This window comes from Bradyrhizobium sp. CCBAU 51627 (assembly GCF_028128765.1).
In the GTDB taxonomy this organism is placed as follows: domain Bacteria; phylum Pseudomonadota; class Alphaproteobacteria; order Rhizobiales; family Xanthobacteraceae; genus Bradyrhizobium.
This window is the reverse complement of sequence record NZ_LBJG01000005.1, coordinates 570,945-588,571: the sequence shown is the minus strand read 5'-3', so window position 1 is coordinate 588,571 and position 17,627 is coordinate 570,945. Positions and strand designations below refer to the sequence as shown.

The following is a 17,627-nucleotide window of genomic DNA, read 5'->3' as shown; positions in this document are numbered from 1 at the left end:
AGGAGAACGCGGTGTGGCGGCGGACTGGACGGTTCGGTCAGACAAGATGCACTCCGGAAGGCTCGCGAAAACTGGCGGCTATTTAAGCCAGTGAGCGATCCGGTCAACTGCTTCCCGCATCTCCGCGGCCGACCGCGCATAGGAGAACCGGATGAACGAGCGGCCATGGATCGGATCGAAATCCACGCCCGGCGTTGCCGCGACATGGGCCTTCTCCAGCATCTGCGTGGCAAAGTCGAAACTGTCGGAGGTGAAATCGGAGACGTCGGCGTAGAGATAAAATGCACCGTCCGCAGGCAGGAACCTGCTGAGGCCCGCCCTGGGCAATCCCTCGATCAGAATGCGCCGGTTCTCCTGATAGCCGTGCTTGATCTCCTCCATCTCGGCCGCACCATCGAAGGCGGCCTCTGCCGCGATCTGCGACAGCGACGGCACGGAGATCGAAAGGTTCTGCTGCAGCCGTTCGATTGGCCGCACCAGGATCTCAGGCACCACCATCCAGCCGACGCGCCAGCCCGTCATGCAAAAGTATTTCGAGAAGGAGTTGATCACGAGAGCGTGCTCCGACAGCGCCGCCGCCGTCACCGCCGGAAACGCGTAGTCGAGCCCGTGATAGATCTCGTCGGAGATGAAGCGGATACCCGCATCTTCCGCCGCTGTGATGAGGCCGGCGAGCGCTTCGCGGGACATCATCGTTCCCGTCGGATTGGCCGGGCTGCCGACCAGCACGCCCTTCAGCGGCGCCTTGCGGTGGGCGGCGAGCAGCGCTTCGCCGGTCAGCGCATGGCGCGTCTCGCTCGTGGTCTCGATCAGCACCGGCTCGCAGCCGAGCGCGGTGAGAATGTGACGGTATGGCGGATAGCCTGGTACCGTGACGGCAACGCGATCGCCCGGCTCGAACATTGACAGGAACGCCAGGATGAACCCGCCGGAGGAGCCCGTGGTCACCACCACCCTCTCAGGGCTGACGCTGCAACCATAGGCATCGCGGTAATGCCGCGCGATGCGCTCCCGCAAGGAAGCAATTCCCAGGGCCGACGTGTAGTCGATCCGGCTCGCGGAAAGCGCGGCCTGCGCCGCCGCGATGGCGGTCTTCGGCGCGCCGGCCGCGGGCTGGCCGACCTCCATGTGAACGACATGGCCGCCGGACGCCTCGATTCGGGCCGCAGCCGCCATCACATCCATCACCATGAACGGGGGAACCTCGCTGCGGCGGGAGGGCTCGAGCCATTGCCCCACCCGGTTCCTCAATGTCGCATCGTGCATCGATTTCTGCTATTTCGCTGGCGGACCGGTCCGTACGGTCCGGGAAACAGGGCGCTTGCGCCCCAGACTAGCCGCATTATACGGCTCATAAGGGCATATCGCTTATCCGGTCCGCCGCCAATCGCCAAAACCAATCACAACACTGCTTCGAGCCCGTTTGACCCAGACCGTTTGATGTCGCTCCAGATCGCATTGCGCAAGAAGGCCTCGGCGCTGACCACCCTCGTCACGGCAGCGGCGATGGTGCTGTCACCTTTCTCCACGGCGCGGGCGCAGGAGGGCAAAGGGCCGCCCATCCTGCGCGACACTGAAACCGAGCAACTCTTGCGCGAATATACGCGCCCGATCCTGCGCGCCGCCGGTCTGGAGAAGCAGAACATCCAGATGGTCATCATCAACGACGGCTCGTTCAACGCGTTCGTCGCCGATGGCCGTCGCATCTTCGTCAATTACGGCGCGATCCTCCAGTCGGAAACGCCGAACCAGTTGATCGGCGTGCTCGCGCATGAGACCGGGCATCTGGCCGGCGGGCATCTGGCCAAGCTGCGCCAGCAGCTTGCCAGCGCCCAGACCCAGATGATCATCGCCATGCTGCTGGGCGCAGGTGCTCTCGCAGCGGGTGCCAGCCGCGGCGGCAACGGCGGCAATAACGGCCTCGCCAATGCCGGCGCAGCTGCAATCGCAGGGCCGCAGGAGATGATCCGGCGCTCGCTGTTGTCCTACCAACGCCAGCAGGAAGAGAACGCCGACCGCGCCGGCGTGAAATTCCTGACCGCGACCCAGCAGTCGCCGAAGGGCATGTACGAGACCTTCAAGCGTTTCACCAGCGAGAGCCTGTTCGCGGCGCGCGGTGCCGATCCCTACCTGCAGTCGCACCCGATGCCCGCCGAGCGCGTCGCCGCGCTCCAGCAATTCGCCAGCACCAGTCCCTATTGGGACAAGAAGGACGATCCCGCGCTCCAGCTCCGCCACGACATGGTGCGCGCCAAGATCTCCGCCTTCATGGAGCGGCCGGAGACGGTGTACCGCCGCTATCCCCTGACCAATGACAGCATGCCGGCGCGCTACGCCCGCGCCATCAGCACCTATCTGCACGGCGATCTGCGCAGTGCGCTGAGCCAGATCGACGCGCTGATCGCGGTGCAGCCGAACAACCCGTATTTTTACGAGGTCCGTGGCCAGGCCCTGCTGGAGAGCGGCAAGCCGGCCGAGGCGATCGCTCCCCTGCGCAAGGCTGTCGCACTTTCGAACAATGCGGCCCTCATCGAGATGTTACTTGGGCAGGCTCTGGTTGGAACCGATAATAAGGCCTACACGGACGACGCTATCAGGATTCTCCGTGCCGCGGTGGCACGTGAGCCCGAGGCGCCGATCGGCTACACCCAACTCGCGATGGCCTACGGCCGGAAGGGAGACTATGCCGAGGCGGATCTCGCCTCCGCCCAAGCCGCGTATTTACGCGGTGACAACAAGACCGCTCGCGAACTCGCCACGCGGGCGAAAACCCGTTTCGCCGTCGGCACGCCCGGATGGGTCAGGGCCGACGATATCGTGGCGTCGAAACCGCCGCGCAATTAAACCGACGCCTGATCACGACATCTGCGACTTCGACGTCACGACGCCAGCTTGAGTCCGCCGGGACGTCTATTGAAACCTGCTCTCGATAAAAGGATTTGCCAATGCCTTCCCTGCGCCTGCTTGCCCCCGCGCTGTTTGCGTTCGCCATCTTCGGCGCAACGGGACCGGCTTCGGCCGACAGCTTCTCGGATGCCCAGCGCACCGATATTGAGGCGATCATCAAGAACTATCTCGTCAGCCATCCCGAGGTGCTCGAGGAAGCGATGACCGAACTCGGCAAGCGCCAGGCCGATGCGGAAGCGAAGAAGCACGAAGCCAGCGTTGCGGAGAACTCGGACGCGATCTTCAACTCATCGCGCCAGGTCGTGCTCGGCAACAAGGAAGGCGACGTCACCTTCGTCGAATTCTTCGACTACAATTGCGGCTACTGCAAGCGCGCGATGAGCGACATGCTCGACCTCTTGAAGTCCGACTCCAAGCTGAAGGTCGTGCTGAAGGAGTTTCCGGTGCTGGGCCAGGGCTCGGTCGAGGCCGCCCAGGTTGCGGTTGCCGTGCGCATGCAGGATCCCTCCGGCAAGAAATATCTCGACTTCCACCAGAAGCTGCTCGGCGGCCGTGGCCCTGCCGACAAGGCGCGCGCGCTCCAGGCGGCCAAGGATGCCGGGCTCGACGTCGCCAAGATCGAGAAGGATATCGCGAGCCCCGAGGTCCGCGCCACCATCGAGGAGAACTTCAAGCTCGCCGAAGCGATGGGCATGAACGGCACGCCGAGCTACGTGATCGGCAAGCAGATCGTGGTCGGCGCCGTCGGCCTCGACGGCCTGAGGGAAAAGATCGGTGTTGCCCGCTGCGGCAAGGCGACCTGCTGATCGCATTCCTTACAACCCACGCTCGCAACGAGGCCGGCCGATAAGCCGGCCTTTTTCTTCGCTGGCCAAAAAAAATGGGCGCGAATCCGGCGCGCGCGTTCATCGAGCGTTTAAGAAACAAATGCCCTGGAACATCAGATGTTCCGGAACAACTCAAATCTCCTTTCGTTGGTGGCGCGGGCAATGACGCAAACAAACACGTGAGGAGAAGACGATGTTGAACCGCTTTATGATCTCGGTTGCCGCACTTGCGCTTGTGGCGGGCACCGGTCTGGCGAACGCACAGGGCACGACGAAGAACGAGAACGGCGGCGCTGGCGCGCAGCCGATGCAGCACTCGCAGTCCTCGGGCGGCGCCGAACACGGCAACGCGATGGGCAAGGAGTCCAGGCATGAGAAGGGCACCGTCGGTCAGGCTGGCGGTTCCAGCAGCATGAAGTCCGGCACGTCGGCCGAGGAGAAGTCATCGGGCGCGACCAAGGCTGAGCACTCCGACCGTGAGATGCACAAGAACGCGGCCGAGGAGAAGTCCGGCGCCACCAAGGGCCACGACGAGCGTGCTCAGGGCCAGATGGACAAGTCCAAGAGCATGAGCCAGGACACCAGCAAGTCCGGCGCCAAGGACCAAAAGGACATGAAGGCTGAGGGCAGCAAGAGCGGCGCCCCGACCAACAATGCCGAGAACCAGAAGGGCACCGAGACGCGCACCAACCAGAACGCCCAGGGCCAGACCGGCCCCAGCACCAACCAGAGTGCGCAGGGTCAGAGCAGCACCAACACGACGGTCGGGCAGGCCGGCGCCGGCGCCAAGCTCTCGACCGAGCAGCGCACGCAGATCACCTCGGTGATCCGCGAGGAGCACGTACGTCCGGTGACCAGCGTGAACTTCTCGATCTCGGTCGGCACCCGTATTCCGCGCGAGGGTATCGAACTGCATGCCCTGCCGTCCCGGGTCGTGACGATCTATCCGGAATGGCGGACCTATAAGTACATCCTGGTCAAGGATGAGATCGTGATCATCAATCCGGATACCTATGAGATCGTGGCTGTCCTGAACGTCTAAGGCCATATCCGGCAGACCTCAGGGGCGGGCAGCGATGCCCGCCCCTTTGCGTTCGGCCGCAATCCATGATTTGGACTGGTTAACAAGCAATTTCCGCAGCTTCCGCACAGGTTTTTGCACACCGGATGAGGTACCTGAAGCCTTGCCGGAGGCCCTTCAGGCTTCCCCTTACGCGCTTTGTTACCTATAACCGCCGCCACGCCGAAACACCTTTCCGGGACAGGAATGGCCGAACCAGCAACCGACACGATCCTCGTTCTCAACGGACCGAACCTCAATCTGTTGGGAACCCGCGAGCCCGAGAAGTATGGCCACGCCACGCTGGCCGACGTCGAGGCGCTGTGCCGGGAGACGGCGGCGACCTTCGGCCTCAAGGCCGATTGCCGTCAGTCCAACCGTGAAGGCGAGCTGATCGATTTCATCCACGAGGCCCATGCCCGCAGGATGAGGGGCATCATCATCAACGCCGGCGGCTATTCCCATAGCTCGATCGCGCTGCACGACGCGCTGCTCGCGGTGCAGATCCCGACGGTCGAAGTCCACGTGACCAACATCCACGCCCGCGAGAGCTTCCGTCACCACTCCTACACCGCGCGCGCGGCGTTCGCCTCGCTCTGCGGTTTCGGCATCGAGGGCTACCGCCTCGCCATCCAGGGCCTTGCCGCCAAGCTCGGCATCAAGCCCAAAGCCTGACGCTCCCTCTTCACCCAGAACATTCGGATCAAAGAAACATGGCGCGCCAGCCAGACGACAAAGCAGCCGCAAAGTTTTCCAGCGACGATTCCGCGCTCGTTCGTGAGCTCGCTCTGCTGCTCGACGAGACCAGCCTCACCGAGATCGAGATCGAGCGTGCCGGCCTGCGTCTGCGCGTTGCCCGCAACGTGAGCGTCGCTGCGACCATGCCGATGCCGGTCGCAACCGCAGCCCCCGCGCTGGTCGCAGCCCCCGCCGCCGCGGCTGCGGTCGCCGCAGACGTCTCTAAGCATCCGGGCGCCGTGACCTCGCCGATGGTCGGCACCGCCTATTGGGCGCCAGAGCCCGGCGCCAAGCCGTTCATCGAAGTTGGCGCGAAGGTCTCGGTCGGCCAGACCCTGCTGATCATCGAAGCGATGAAGACGATGAACCAGATCCCCTCGCCCCGAGCAGGCACGGTGACGCAGATCCTGGTCGAAGACGGCCAGCCGGTCGAGTTCGGCGAGCCGCTGGTCATCATTGAATAAGCGAGTGGCGAATTTCGCCCGCTGAGGCACCATGTTCGACAAGATCCTCATAGCCAATCGCGGCGAGATCGCCCTTCGTATCCTGCGGGCCTGCAAGGAGCTTGGCATCGCGACCGTCGCCGTGCACTCCACCGCCGACGCCGACGCCATGCATGTGCGCCTGTCGGACGAAAGCGTCTGCATTGGACCGCCGCCGTCCAAGGACAGCTATCTCAACATTCCCGCGCTGCTCGCGGCCTGCGAGATCACCGGCGCAGACGCCGTGCATCCCGGCTACGGCTTCCTGTCGGAGAACGCGCGCTTCGCCGAGATCCTTTCCGAGCACAATCTGCAATTCATCGGCCCCAAGGCCGAGCACATCCGCCTGATGGGCGACAAGATCGAGGCCAAGAAGACTGCCAAGCGGCTCGGCATCCCGGTGGTGCCGGGATCGGATGGTGCGGTCGGCCCCAATGACGACGCAATGGCGATCGCAAAGAAGATCGGCTTCCCGGTGCTGGTCAAGGCGGCTGCCGGCGGCGGTGGCCGCGGCATGAAGGTCGCGCAGAGCGAGGCGGATCTCCAGCTGGCGTTGTCGACGGCGGCCAACGAGGCGAAATCGGCATTCGGCGACGCCTCCGTCTATCTGGAAAAATACCTCCAGAAGCCGCGCCACATCGAGATCCAGATTCTCGGCGACGGCCGCGGCGGGGCGATTCATCTCGGTGAGCGCGACTGCTCGCTGCAGCGCCGGCACCAGAAGGTCTGGGAGGAAGGCCCCTCGCCCGTCTTGGCTGCCGCTGCGCGCGCCAAGATCGGCGAGACCTGCGCAAAGGCGATGCGCGAGATGAAATATCTCGGCGTCGGCACCATCGAATTCCTCTACGAGGACGGCGAGTTCTATTTCATCGAGATGAACACGCGTATCCAGGTCGAGCATCCCGTCACCGAGAGCATCACCGACATCGATCTGGTGCTGGAGCAGATCCGCATCGCCGCCGGCGGCGAGCTGCCAGCCCAGCAGAGCGAGATCCAGATCATCGGCCATGCCATCGAGTGCCGCATCAACGCGGAGAACCCGCAGACCTTCCGCCCGTCGCCCGGCCGGATCCAACAATACCACCCGCCCGGCGGCCTTGGCGTACGCATCGATTCCGCAGTCTACCAAGGCTACCAGATCCCGCCCTATTACGATTCCCTCGTCGGCAAGCTGATCGTCCACGGCAAGACCCGCGCCGAATGCCTGATGCGGCTGCGCCGGGCGCTGGACGAGATGGTGGTCGAGGGCATCGAGACCACGCTGCCATTGTTCCGCGATCTGGTGCGCCAGGACGACATCATCAACGGTGACTACCACATCCACTGGCTGGAGCAGTACCTGGCCGGCAAAGCGGAACCGACCGCGAAATAATCGCCTCCCCCGTGGAACCCCTTGGCCCCAATCGCGTTCTGCACGGTGGCGACAGTTCCAAAAGGGGGCGATTTGAATTCCACCCAGCCTGACAGGGCAAAACGGTCGTGACCGCCGAGTTGCAGCGACGGCGCGCATTTTGGCAGATCCTGCTGCTGTCAGCGGGTCTGCTGGTGCTGACCGTGATCAGCGCGGGCTCGGTATATCTTGTCAATAAGGCTCGGGACGACAGCAAATGGGTCGTCCATACAATCGAGACGGAGAACGAGATCAACGCCCTCCTCCTCGAAATTCGCCGAGCCGAGAGTAGCGCCCGGGGTTTTCTCCTGACGGGGGGACCGGATTTCCAGTCAGACCATGAGAAGGCTGTCGCAGCGATCATTCCGGCTCTGGACAAGCTGACGCGCCAAATCGGCGACAATCCGGCACAACGCGAGAACATCGAGAAGCTGAGCGCGGCGATCGGGGTTCGGCTCGACCAGTTCTCGCGCGAGATGAATTTCATCAAGCAAAACGAGTCCGCCCAGGCGACGGCGCTGGTCCGCGAAGCCGCCGCGGGCGACACCACGACAACGATCAGCAACCTCGCCAATGCGATGATCCGCGAGGAGGAACGGCTGTTCCGGACCCGCAACGTCAACTCCGATCGAAGCCAGACGCTGGCCGCATCGATGACCGGCATCGGATCGGGCCTCGTCGTGCTGCTCGCCCTGATCTCGATCTGGCTGGTGCGGCGCTCGTCCCTCGCCCGCGACGAGGCCGAAGCACGTCTGCGCGATACCAACGTCAACCTGGAGGCCCTGGTCGACGAACGCACGGCCGACCTGCGCGAGGCCAATGACGAGATCCAGCGTTTCGCCTATATCGTGAGCCACGATCTGCGCTCGCCGCTCGTCAACATCATGGGCTTCACCAGCGAACTCGAAGAACTCGGCGGCGACATTTTTCGCCGCATCGGCAGTCTCACCCGAGTCCCGGCCGACGGGCCTTCCCTGGTGCCCGGCAGCAGCGGCGAGATCGCGTTGGAAGACGCCGACCAGCAATTGTCAGCCGATTTTTCCGAGGCGCTCGGCTTCATCAAGTCTTCTATCGCGAAGATGGACCGCCTGATCTCGGCGATCCTCAACCTCACCCGCGAGGGCCGGCGCGAATTCCAGCCGGAGAAGATCGACACCCGCGCCTTCGTCGAGGCCATCGTGTCGACGTTGGCGCACCAAGCCGTCGAGGCGCAGGCTGAGATCCATGTCGAGGCGCTGCCTGGTATCGTCAGCGATCGCCTTGCGCTGGAGCAGATCTTCTCCAATCTGATCGATAACGCGATCAAATATCTCAAGAACGGGGTCGCCGGCGAGATCAGAATCCGCGGGCGCACCAAGCTGGGCTATGCGATCTTCGAGATCAGCGATAACGGCCGCGGCATTGATCCCAGGGACCATCAACGGATTTTCGAGCTATTCCGCCGGGCGGGAACCCAGGACAAGCCCGGCCAGGGCATCGGTCTTGCCCATGTGCGCGCACTTGTGCGTCGCCTCGGCGGCACCATGTCGGTATCATCGGAACTGAACGCAGGCAGCACCTTCATCATCACGCTGCCGATCGCTTGGAATGCAAGCAACCGGAACGCAGATCGATGACCCAGCCAGTCACCATCATCATGATTGAAGACGACGAGGGCCACGCCCGCCTGATCGAGCGCAACATCCGCAGGTCCGGCGTCAACAACGAGATCGTCGCCTTCGCCAACGGCACCGATGCGATGAAGCATCTGTTCGGCGCCGATGGCAGCGGCCTCGTGCAGAAAGGCAATGCGCTCCTGATCCTGCTCGACCTCAATCTGCCTGATATGACCGGCATCGACATTCTGAAGCAGATCAAGGAAAACAAATACCTGAAGGCCTCGCCGGTGGTCGTGCTGACGACCACCGACGACTCCCAGGAAATCAAGCGCTGCTACGAACTCGGCTGCAACGTCTACATCACAAAGCCGGTCAATTACGAGAATTTCGCCAATGCCATCCGGCAACTCGGCCTGTTCTTCTCGGTCATTCAGGTCCCGCCCGCCGCCCCATGACACAGCACACGCCGACATTGCTCTACATCGATGACGACGATGCCCTGGCGCGCCTTGTCGATCGCGGCCTGACGCGGCGCGGCTACAAGGTCATTCACGCCGCGAGCGGCGATGAGGGCCTCGAGCTCATCCGCAATGCGAGCAGCAAGGGCTGCATCGATGTGGTGGCGCTCGACCAGTACATGCCCGGCCTCGACGGGCTTGAAACGCTCGAGCAGATCATGGCGATCCCCGACGCGCCGCCCGTGGTCTTCGTCACGGCCTCGCAGGATTCCAGCATCGCCGTCACCGCGCTGAAGGCAGGTGCGGCCGACTATCTGGTCAAGGACGTCAAGGGCGACTTCATCCCGCTGCTGCACGTTGCGGCCGAAGGCGCGTTGCGCCAGGCCGAATTGCAGCGGGCGCGCGAGGAGGCCGAGGCAGAGATCCATGCCTCGCGCGATCGCTACGCCGCGCTTGCCGCCGAACGCGAGCTGTTGCTGCGCGAGGTGAATCACCGCGTCGGCAATTCGCTCCAGATCATCGCTTCGCTCCTGCATCTGCAGGCGAGCTCCGCCGCCCAGGATGAGGTCAAGGCCGCACTGACCAACGCGATGGGCCGCGTCGCGGCCGTCGCTCAGGTACACCGCCGCCTCTACACCTCGCAGGATCTGAAGAGCGTGGTGCTCAACCAATACCTGGACTCCCTGCTCGAGGATCTGCGCCGCTCCGCCGAAGGTAACCGGATGTCGCGCCTGACGGTGAAGGCCGAGCCGATCGAGATCGACCCGGACCGGGCCGTCGCCGTCGGTATCATCGTCAACGAACTGGTGATGAACGCGGTGAAGTACGCCTACCCTGATGGCGCCGGCCCCATTCACGTCGAGCTGATCTCGCAAGGAGACGATCTCCTGCTGTCGATCACCGACAACGGCGTCGGCGACAACGCCAAGGCCGATCCGCGCTCCACCGGCATGGGTCAGCGTATCGTTGCGGCCATGGCTTCCAAGCTCGAAGCCATCGTCGAGCGCGATCCCGCGCATTCCGGAACCCGCATCATCCTGCGGTTCCCCTGCACCCCGGCCGCCCCCGGCAAGGCGAACAGCGCTGCAGCGGGTTGATCCCGCATCCGGAATAGCCCCATCGCACGTGCATTACGATCCTGCTATGATCGGGCGCCATGACTTCGCGCGACTCCGCTTCATCTGAAATCACGCCGGCCGTGCTGCTGCGCGCTTATGCCTGCGGTATCTTTCCCATGGCCGAGAGCGCCGACGACCCGACCCTGTTCTGGGTCGAGCCGGAGATGCGTGGCGTGATCCCGCTCGATGGTTTTCGCGTCGCCTCGCGGCTGGCGCGCACCGTGCGCTCGGACGTGTTTCGCGTCACCGTCAACACCGCGTTCAAGGCCACGATCGCCGGCTGCGCGGCGCCGCAAGCGGGGCGCGAGGACACCTGGATCAACAAGCGCATCCGCGACCTCTATGGCGGCCTCCACGAACTCGGCCATTGCCACAGCGTCGAGGCCTGGCAGGGCGACGACCTTGTCGGCGGCCTCTATGGCGTCAGCCTCGGGCGTGCCTTTTTCGGCGAGAGCATGTTTCACACCGCGCGCGACGCTTCCAAGGTGGCGCTGGTGCATCTGGTCGCGCGGTTGATCCATGGTGGCTTCGAGCTGCTCGACACTCAATACGTCACCGAGCATCTGAAGAGCTTTGGTGCGACAGAGATCTCGCGGCGCCGCTACACCGCGCTGCTCGACAAGGCGCTCGCCGGCGAGCCGGGCGATTTTCTGCGATTGTCCAATGGTGCGACGATCCCCGGCGCACGCGCGCTCGAGATCATCGCCTCGCGGCAATAAATCAGGTTTACCGGCTACCGAAACCGGGGATACCGAACAGGCCCGGCCGCTGCTCCGGCGGCGGGGGCGGCGGAGCAGCCTGCGGCTGCTGCGGTGACGGCGGTAAGGGCTGCGGCGGACGCTGCTGGACCTGTTTGGGGGCCCTCTTCTGCGCCGGGGGCGGCGGTGGCGGAGCGGGCTTGGTCGCGGGATCCGGAGCCGCGGTCGCAATGGTCTGCTGTGGCTCTTTGCAGTCGGTGAGCCAGATGTCGTAGATCGGGTGCTCGACGCCGTGCAGACCGGGACTTGCGGCAAACATCCAGCCGGAGAAGATCCGCTTCACCTCGCCCTGCAAGGTGATCTCGTCGACCTCGACGAAGGCATCGGTGTTGGCCGCTTCCGTCGCGGGCCGTGTGTAGCAGGCATCGGTCTTCACCCGCAGCGCACCGAACTGCACGGTCTCGCCGATATCCTCGTCGAAATTGATGATCCGGCCGGTGATTTTGTCGAGGCCGGAGAAGGTCGCCTTCTTGTTGACGATCTTCTGCGCCGGCGGTTCGGTGACGATCTCGTCGCCCGGCTGGAGGCTCGCGGGGGCCTGCGGCACAGCACCCTGCTGCGGAGCGCCCTTCTGCTGGGGCTGGCGCTGGCCAGGCGCAACCGCGGCAGCCGGCGGCTGGTTCTGCGGCGCAATCGTGGTGCCCGGCGGCGGTGCCAGCGGCTGGCTCTCGACCGGCCCGGGCATGATATTGCCCTGGCGGCCCGGCGGCGGCATCGGGCGGGACGGCAGCACCCGGCCCTGCGGCGGCAGCTCGGGCACCTCTTCGTCATCGTCGGGGGTCGGCTGGGGCATCGGCTGCCCGCCACGGGGGATGGTCCCCGGCGGCCGCAGCGGCGGTGGATCGGAGAAGATCGTCCCGATCTGCGCCTGCGCAGGCGTCGCAACCGTCAGCGCGGTGGCGGCCAGCAGCGCCGCAAGGCCTGTCAGGGTAAAGGTTTTGAACATCTCGCGCGGCTTCAACAGCGAATCGGGCTTGTTGGACATTCTATAGAGGATACCGCCGCTCGCAGGCCCCCGGTTAACACGCCGAATACGGCGGGGAAAGGGCGGCATTCCTGCCCTGCCCGGCGCCGGCTGGCCAGACCGGGCCACGGATGGAATAGTCCCCAGGGGTTCTTCTCCCTCCCAAGGCGTTCCAGGACGCCGGCCACCCCGCGAGCCGTCGGGCTGACAACGTCCCTATCCATGCCGTCCGTTCTCCAAATCATCGTCGCCCTTCCCCTCCGCGGCCTGACCTGGCTCGGCCGCCAGGGCACGCGTGCAGTTGCATCCGTCGTGTTCATTGCTGCCGCCGTGCCGCCGCTCGGCGCGCTGTTGCGTCCCTATGTCACCGAGGCGATCCTCGTTCTGCTGTGCATCTCCTTCATGCGGGTGGATCTCGTGGCGCTGTACGGCCATCTGCGGCGTCCGGTGCTGGTCGCGACTGCCACGGTCTGGACCACGATCGCCGTGCCCCTGATTGTCGGACTGATCGCACATGCGACCGGTCTGACCGACCGTGCGCCCGGCCTGTCGCTGGCGCTGATGCTCCAGAGCATGGCCTCGCCGATGATGGCCTCACCCGCGCTCGCCGCCCTGATGGGGCTCGATGCCACACTCGTGCTGATCACCCTGGTCACGGCGACCGCGATCGTGCCCTTCAGCGCGTCGCTGTTCGCGAGCCTTTTTCTCGGCGGCATGCTCAGCATCTCGCCGCTCACGCTCGGCCTGAAGCTGCTCGGCATCCTCGCGGCATCGCTGCTGGCCGCGACCGTCATCCGCTGGCTGTTCGGCGCGGAAGCGATCCGGCGCCACAAGCAACCGATCGACGGATTCAACATCATCATTCTCTTGATCTTCGCGTCCGCCGTCATGGGCGACGTCGTGACCGATCTGGCGGCGCGGCCGGTCTTCACCATCAGCCTCGCAGTTCTGTCCTTCGCGATCTATTTCACGCTGCTCGCCATCACGACCCTGCTGTTCCGCCGCATCGGCACCGAGCGCGCGCTGGCGCTCGGGCTGATGGTGTCACAGCGCAATCTGGGCCTGATGCTGGCGGCGACCGCCGGAGCACTGCCGCCAACGACCTGGCTCTATTTCGCAATGACGCAGTTTCCGATCCACTTGTCGCCCTACTTGCTAATGCCAATTGCGCGGCGCCTGACGGCGCGAGCGGAAATATCCGATGACGCGACCGCGGGCACGAGTTCTGGTTAGCATCGTGGATCTCGCGAAGCTTAGGGGTTGCGTCGTCTCTTTTTCCTGCACTCTGCCAGGATCCAGTCGCGAAACGCTTTCATCGCATGGGAGAGCTTTTTCGATTTCAGGGACGTGAGCCAATAGGATCCCAGAAAAGCTTGACTGTCATAGGGGCAAACCAGCCGCTTGCGCGACAGATCGTCCGAAAACAGCGCGACGGGCAGCAGTGCGACTCCGGTGCCCTGAGCCGCCGCATGCGCCAGGGAGACCGATGAGTCGAAGGTTGGACCTGTCATTCGGGGTTGCCTGCATTTTGCCACCTCGAACCAATGCGCCCATTCGCCCGGCCGATACGAGCGCAACAGCACCTCCCTATGGAGATCGATCGGAGCTTTGAGGCGCTTGGCGACTTCAGGCGCGCACATCGGCGTGAAATGCGCTTCGACCAGAGGCTCGGCGTTGGTTCCGTGCCACGCGCCGTCGCCAAATCGAATGGCGTAGTCCAATCCTTCGCCGCCGAGGTCCACACGGTTGTTGTTCGCGAAGATCCTGACATCGATATGCGGATGGCTCGAGGTGAAACTCCCGAGGCGCGGAAGCAGCCAGCCGGACGCGAACGTTCCGACCACGCCGATGGCGAGACTCTCGCGCATGCGGCCATTCTCGAACCGATCCAGCACCTGGCTGATCTGGCTGAAGGCGCTCGAGATGACGGGCTGCAGCGCCTCGCCTTCTTCCGTGAGAGCAAGCCCGCGGGTCAGTCGCTTGAAGAGCTTGACGCGCAGGCTCTCTTCAAGCGCCCGCACCTGCTGGCTCACGGCGGCCTGCGACACCCGAAGTTCGAGACCGGCCTTGGTGAAGCTGAGGTGGCGCGCCGCCGCTTCGAATGAGCGGAGCGCGTTCAGGGGCAGGCTGGAAATGCTGGCGGGGCGGCGGGCCACTTCTGATCCAAGTTTTACTTATGGATGGCCTTACGAAGCATCGTTTGTCAATTGCCCGAGCCAGACGCAAAACCTCGCTGCAATTTACGGGAGGTCACGATGCTCACACGACGTCAATTCGGCTCATCAGCACTGGCGGTCGCCGGAAGCCTCTTCCTGCCGAGCGTCTCAGGTGCGGCGTCAGACGCAACGGCACCGCTGATTGAAGCCATCAAGCAGTTGGAACTCAAGAGCGAAGGCCGGCTCGGCGTCTCCGTGCTCGACACGAATACGGGCGTTCCGATCCATCATAGGGGAGACGAACGCTTTCCCATGTGCAGCACATTCAAGGTGCTGGCTTCAGCGGCAATCCTCAAAGCCGCAGGCAGCAAGCTGGCAGGCCTTGAACGACGGGTTCGCATCGAACAGGCCGATCTCGTCGAGTACTCGCCGGTCACGAGCAAGCATGTCGGCGGCGAAGGAATGTCGCTTCGCGAACTTTGCGAGGCTGCCATTACCCTGAGCGACAATACGGCCGGTAACGCGCTTCTGAAAAATATCGGCGGCCCCGCCGGGTTGACCAGCTTTGCGCGGAGTCTCGGTGACAACATCACGAGATTGGACCGGATTGAAACCGAGCTGAACGAGGCCGCGCCGGGCGATCCCCGCGACACCACGACGCCGAATGCGATGGCCGCAAATTATCGCCGTTTGCTGCTCGGTGACGTCCTGCTCCCGGAAGATCGCGAGCAACTCGGCCAATGGCTCATCGCCAACAAGACCGGCGATACTCGTTTGCGCGCCGGCCTGCCGCAAGGCTGGCGTGTCGGCGACAAGACCGGAGCAGGTGAACATGGCACTACCAATGACGTCGCCATCGTATGGCCGCCCGAGCGTTCGCCGCTCATCATCGCGGTCTACCTCACCGGTGCAACGCTGGACCCCAATGGACGTAATGAGGTGATCGCATCGGTCGCTCGGGAGGTCGGCAAGGCCTTTGGCTGACAATCGTAGGCCGCCCTACCCCGCCCGTGCCGCGCGCCGCAGTGCCTGCGGCGGCTGGCCGAAAGCGCGGATGAAGGCGCGGCGCATGCGCTCGGGATCGCCGAAACCGGTCGTCTCCGCGACGCGTTCGATCGCCTCGCGCGAGGACTGCACGCGCTCGCGGGCGACCTCGATCCGCAGCCGCTCGATCGCCTTTGACGGCGTCGTACCGGTCTCCGCGGCAAACGCGCGGGCAAAGTGCCGCGCGCTCATGCCGGCGCGGTCGGCAAGGTCCTCCACCGTCAGCCGTGCGTCGAGATTTTCCCGCGCCCAGGACAATAACGCGCCGAAGCGGCCGTTTGGCGTCTTCAGCTCCAAGAGCGATGAGAACTGCGACTGGCCGCCGCTGCGGCGGTGATAGAGCACGAGCTGGCGCGCCGTCTGTTGCGCGATCTCCTCGCCGTAATCTTCCGTGACCATCGCGAGCGCGAGGTCGATACCGGCACTGATGCCGGCCGACGTCCAGACATTGCCGTCGCGGGTAAAGATCTGGTCGGGCTCGAACTTGATCTTCGGAAAGCGCGCGACGAAATCGCGCGTGCGGCCCCAATGCGTGGTGGCGCGGCGGCCGTCGAGCAGGCCGGCCTCCGCAAGCACGTAGGCCCCCGAACAGACGCTGGCGATCCGCACGCCGCGCTTCGCCAGCCGCTGCACGAAGGCGAGCGTGGTGGGACAACGCGCCGGAGCCGCCACGCCCGAACCGCCCGCCACGACGAGCGTCGTGATCGCATGCGCCGACTTGAAATCGCGCGCCATCATCTCGACGCCGGACGACGAGCGCACGGCGCCTGCGTTCAGGGCCAGCACCCGCAGCGCAAGCGGCTTGCCGCTGGCGCGTGCGGCGATCTCGAACACCGAGATCGGGCCGGCCGCATCGAGCAATTGAAAATCCGGGAAGATCAGGATGCCGATCATGCTCATGTCCGAAAGTGAGGGAAATACGCCATTTTGGACAGAAGGGCATCATGCCAATTTGCGCCGGTCAAGCTTTTCATTGGAGGCTCTCATGTCGGCACCGCTCCAGATCGGACTTTTGGTGTTCCCGCGCGTCACCCAGCTCGACTTCACCGGTCCGTTGCAGGTGTTCGCGTCCGTCCCCGGCGCGACGGTGCACCTGATCTGGAAGACGCTGGATCCGGTGCCGAGCGATTCCGTGCTGATGCTGACGCCGACCATGACCTTCGCCGACTGCCCGCAACTGGATGTCATCTGCATTCCCGGCGGCTTCGGCACCGACGCCCTCCTCAACGATGAGGAGACCCTCGCCTTCGTGCGGAAGCAGGCAGCCGGCGCCAAATTCGTCACCTCGGTCTGCACGGGGTCGCTGGTGCTCGGCGCGGCCGGGCTCCTGAAGGGCTACAATGCCGCCACCCACTGGAGTGCGATGGAGATGCTGCCGCTGTTCGGTGCGACGCCGACGAAGACGCGCGTCTGCATTGATCGCAATCGCGTGACCGGCGGCGGAGTCACGGCCGGAATCGATTTCGCCTTGAAGCTGGTCTCGCTGCTGGTCGATCGCACCACCGCAGAGGCCATTCAGCTCCGCCTCGAATACAATCCCGCGCCGCCCTTCAATGCCGGCTCGCCGGAGACGGCTCCAGCCGAGGTGCTCGCGCTGATGAAGGAGCGGGTTGCGCCAGGGCAAGCCCGGCGCCTCGATGCCGCCAGGCGTGCAGCCGAGCGGGTGATGTAGCTTACTCGTGTCCCGGACGCGCTGCAGCGCTCTTGCGCTGCTGCGCAGAGCCGGGAGCCAGAATGTAACACAGCAGCGGTGAGATGGGGCCGGCTCTACAGCGCACCGCTGAAGGAGCGCTGCGCTGCGTCCGGGGCACGAGATCGGACAAAGAAAAAGGCCGCTCGGTTTCCCAAGCGGCCTTTCCTGTCTCACGGCGGCGCACATTCTCATCGGGCGATTTCGGAGCTTCCAGACCGGGGGCCTATCTCCCGATCGAGTCCTTCCTCGGCGGCCGCTGCATTTCGGGTCAGTCGCGAACTGTTGCCCGAACCGAACGCGATGGTTTCCCATCTCCGTAAGATGGGTTCATTGAGCCGCATCGCTCGCGCCGGCGCAACGGCCCGGCAGGCGGCATCCCCGCTGATCCCGTTGTCCACAGCGAAGTCGTCAGGATGCGTGTGCATCCAATCCAG

General features: G+C 64.4%; 17 protein-coding genes. 13 read left to right on the top strand and 4 right to left on the bottom strand.

Annotated elements, in window-relative coordinates:
* Positions 1-78: 78 nt before the first annotated feature.
* Entirely contained in the window at positions 79-1,266 is a 1,188-nt protein-coding gene (locus tag XH88_RS05130; RefSeq protein WP_271614306.1) for a pyridoxal phosphate-dependent aminotransferase, read from the bottom strand.
* Positions 1,267-1,440: 174 nt separating this feature from the next.
* Here XH88_RS05130 and XH88_RS05125 point away from each other — a divergent pair, with 174 nt between their 5' ends.
* The 10 genes from XH88_RS05125 (at position 1,441) to aat (ending at position 11,297) form a co-directional block, all read left to right on the top strand.
* Complete coding sequence (locus XH88_RS05125; protein ID WP_271614305.1) at positions 1,441-2,844, top strand: M48 family metalloprotease; 1,404 nt, start codon at positions 1,441-1,443, stop codon at positions 2,842-2,844.
* 101 nt (positions 2,845-2,945) lie between these two features.
* The gene (locus XH88_RS05120) at positions 2,946-3,713 is read left to right on the top strand and encodes a DsbA family protein (RefSeq protein ID WP_271614304.1); all 768 of its coding nucleotides are present in this window, start codon (positions 2,946-2,948) and stop codon (positions 3,711-3,713) included.
* 214 nt (positions 3,714-3,927) lie between these two features.
* Positions 3,928-4,776, top strand: a complete 849-nt coding sequence (locus XH88_RS05115; protein WP_271614303.1) for a DUF1236 domain-containing protein — start codon at positions 3,928-3,930, stop codon at positions 4,774-4,776.
* A 225-nt stretch (positions 4,777-5,001) separates the two neighbouring features.
* Positions 5,002-5,469 (top strand): type II 3-dehydroquinate dehydratase, encoded by a 468-nt coding sequence (aroQ, locus tag XH88_RS05110; RefSeq protein ID WP_271614302.1) that lies wholly within the window; start codon positions 5,002-5,004, stop codon positions 5,467-5,469.
* A 38-nt stretch (positions 5,470-5,507) separates the two neighbouring features.
* Entirely contained in the window at positions 5,508-5,996 is a 489-nt protein-coding gene (accB, locus tag XH88_RS05105; protein WP_271614301.1) for an acetyl-CoA carboxylase biotin carboxyl carrier protein, read from the top strand.
* Positions 5,997-6,027: 31 nt separating this feature from the next.
* Positions 6,028-7,386: an acetyl-CoA carboxylase biotin carboxylase subunit gene (accC, locus tag XH88_RS05100; protein WP_271614300.1), complete on the top strand. Its 1,359-nt coding sequence runs from the start codon at positions 6,028-6,030 to the stop codon at positions 7,384-7,386.
* 107 nt (positions 7,387-7,493) lie between these two features.
* Positions 7,494-9,020, top strand: coding sequence for a sensor histidine kinase (locus tag XH88_RS05095; RefSeq protein ID WP_271614299.1), 1,527 nt, complete (start codon positions 7,494-7,496; stop codon positions 9,018-9,020).
* Positions 9,017-9,457 carry a response regulator gene (locus XH88_RS05090; RefSeq protein ID WP_271614298.1) on the top strand — a complete coding sequence of 147 codons (441 nt, stop codon included), beginning with the start codon at positions 9,017-9,019 and terminating at the stop codon, positions 9,455-9,457. The genes XH88_RS05095 and XH88_RS05090 overlap by 4 nt, the downstream gene beginning before the upstream one ends.
* Positions 9,454-10,557: a sensor histidine kinase gene (locus XH88_RS05085; protein WP_271614297.1), complete on the top strand. Its 1,104-nt coding sequence runs from the start codon at positions 9,454-9,456 to the stop codon at positions 10,555-10,557. Before XH88_RS05090 ends, XH88_RS05085 begins: the two co-directional genes overlap by 4 nt.
* 59 nt (positions 10,558-10,616) lie before the next feature.
* Complete coding sequence (aat, locus tag XH88_RS05080) at positions 10,617-11,297, top strand: leucyl/phenylalanyl-tRNA--protein transferase (protein ID WP_271614296.1); 681 nt, start codon at positions 10,617-10,619, stop codon at positions 11,295-11,297.
* A gap of 7 nt (positions 11,298-11,304) precedes the next feature.
* On the opposite strand, the gene XH88_RS05075 is transcribed toward aat, so the two are convergent.
* The gene (locus tag XH88_RS05075) at positions 11,305-12,321 is read right to left on the bottom strand and encodes a DUF2155 domain-containing protein (RefSeq protein WP_271614295.1); all 1,017 of its coding nucleotides are present in this window, start codon (positions 12,319-12,321) and stop codon (positions 11,305-11,307) included.
* Between the two features lie 201 nt (positions 12,322-12,522).
* Between XH88_RS05075 and XH88_RS05070 the strand changes: the two genes are divergently transcribed.
* Positions 12,523-13,533, top strand: coding sequence for a Na+-dependent transporter (locus XH88_RS05070; protein WP_271614294.1), 1,011 nt, complete (start codon positions 12,523-12,525; stop codon positions 13,531-13,533).
* Between the two features lie 20 nt (positions 13,534-13,553).
* Here the strand turns inward: XH88_RS05070 and XH88_RS05065 are convergent, their stop codons facing one another.
* Positions 13,554-14,435, bottom strand: a complete 882-nt coding sequence (locus XH88_RS05065; RefSeq protein WP_271614368.1) for a LysR family transcriptional regulator — start codon at positions 14,433-14,435, stop codon at positions 13,554-13,556.
* Between the two features lie 120 nt (positions 14,436-14,555).
* Between XH88_RS05065 and bla the strand changes: the two genes are divergently transcribed.
* Entirely contained in the window at positions 14,556-15,440 is an 885-nt protein-coding gene (gene bla / locus XH88_RS05060) for a class A beta-lactamase (protein ID WP_271614367.1), read from the top strand.
* A gap of 15 nt (positions 15,441-15,455) precedes the next feature.
* On the opposite strand, the gene XH88_RS05055 is transcribed toward bla, so the two are convergent.
* Positions 15,456-16,394: a GlxA family transcriptional regulator gene (locus tag XH88_RS05055; protein WP_271614293.1), complete on the bottom strand. Its 939-nt coding sequence runs from the start codon at positions 16,392-16,394 to the stop codon at positions 15,456-15,458.
* Positions 16,395-16,485: 91 nt separating this feature from the next.
* On the opposite strand from XH88_RS05055, the gene XH88_RS05050 reads away from it, so the two are divergent.
* Positions 16,486-17,172 (top strand): DJ-1/PfpI family protein, encoded by a 687-nt coding sequence (locus XH88_RS05050; RefSeq protein WP_271614292.1) that lies wholly within the window; start codon positions 16,486-16,488, stop codon positions 17,170-17,172.
* Positions 17,173-17,627 lie beyond the last annotated feature (455 nt).

Bases quoted from the DNA above. Each gene is read 5' to 3' on its own strand.
- accC (WP_271614300.1), top strand. From the start codon at position 6,028: ATGTTCGACAAGATCCTCATAGCCAATCGCGGCGAGATCGCCCTTCGT.
- XH88_RS05090 (WP_271614298.1), top strand. From the start codon at position 9,017: ATGACCCAGCCAGTCACCATCATCATGATTGAAGACGACGAGGGCCAC.
- bla (WP_271614367.1), top strand. From the start codon at position 14,556: ATGCTCACACGACGTCAATTCGGCTCATCAGCACTGGCGGTCGCCGGA.
- XH88_RS05075 (WP_271614295.1), bottom strand. From the start codon at position 12,321: ATGTCCAACAAGCCCGATTCGCTGTTGAAGCCGCGCGAGATGTTCAAA.
- accB (WP_271614301.1), top strand. From the start codon at position 5,508: ATGGCGCGCCAGCCAGACGACAAAGCAGCCGCAAAGTTTTCCAGCGAC.
- XH88_RS05130 (WP_271614306.1), bottom strand. From the start codon at position 1,266: ATGCACGATGCGACATTGAGGAACCGGGTGGGGCAATGGCTCGAGCCC.
- aroQ (WP_271614302.1), top strand. From the start codon at position 5,002: ATGGCCGAACCAGCAACCGACACGATCCTCGTTCTCAACGGACCGAAC.
- XH88_RS05070 (WP_271614294.1), top strand. From the start codon at position 12,523: ATGCCGTCCGTTCTCCAAATCATCGTCGCCCTTCCCCTCCGCGGCCTG.
- aat (WP_271614296.1), top strand. From the start codon at position 10,617: ATGACTTCGCGCGACTCCGCTTCATCTGAAATCACGCCGGCCGTGCTG.
- XH88_RS05055 (WP_271614293.1), bottom strand. From the start codon at position 16,394: ATGATCGGCATCCTGATCTTCCCGGATTTTCAATTGCTCGATGCGGCC.
- XH88_RS05050 (WP_271614292.1), top strand. From the start codon at position 16,486: ATGTCGGCACCGCTCCAGATCGGACTTTTGGTGTTCCCGCGCGTCACC.
- XH88_RS05085 (WP_271614297.1), top strand. From the start codon at position 9,454: ATGACACAGCACACGCCGACATTGCTCTACATCGATGACGACGATGCC.
- XH88_RS05120 (WP_271614304.1), top strand. From the start codon at position 2,946: ATGCCTTCCCTGCGCCTGCTTGCCCCCGCGCTGTTTGCGTTCGCCATC.
- XH88_RS05115 (WP_271614303.1), top strand. From the start codon at position 3,928: ATGTTGAACCGCTTTATGATCTCGGTTGCCGCACTTGCGCTTGTGGCG.
- XH88_RS05125 (WP_271614305.1), top strand. From the start codon at position 1,441: ATGTCGCTCCAGATCGCATTGCGCAAGAAGGCCTCGGCGCTGACCACC.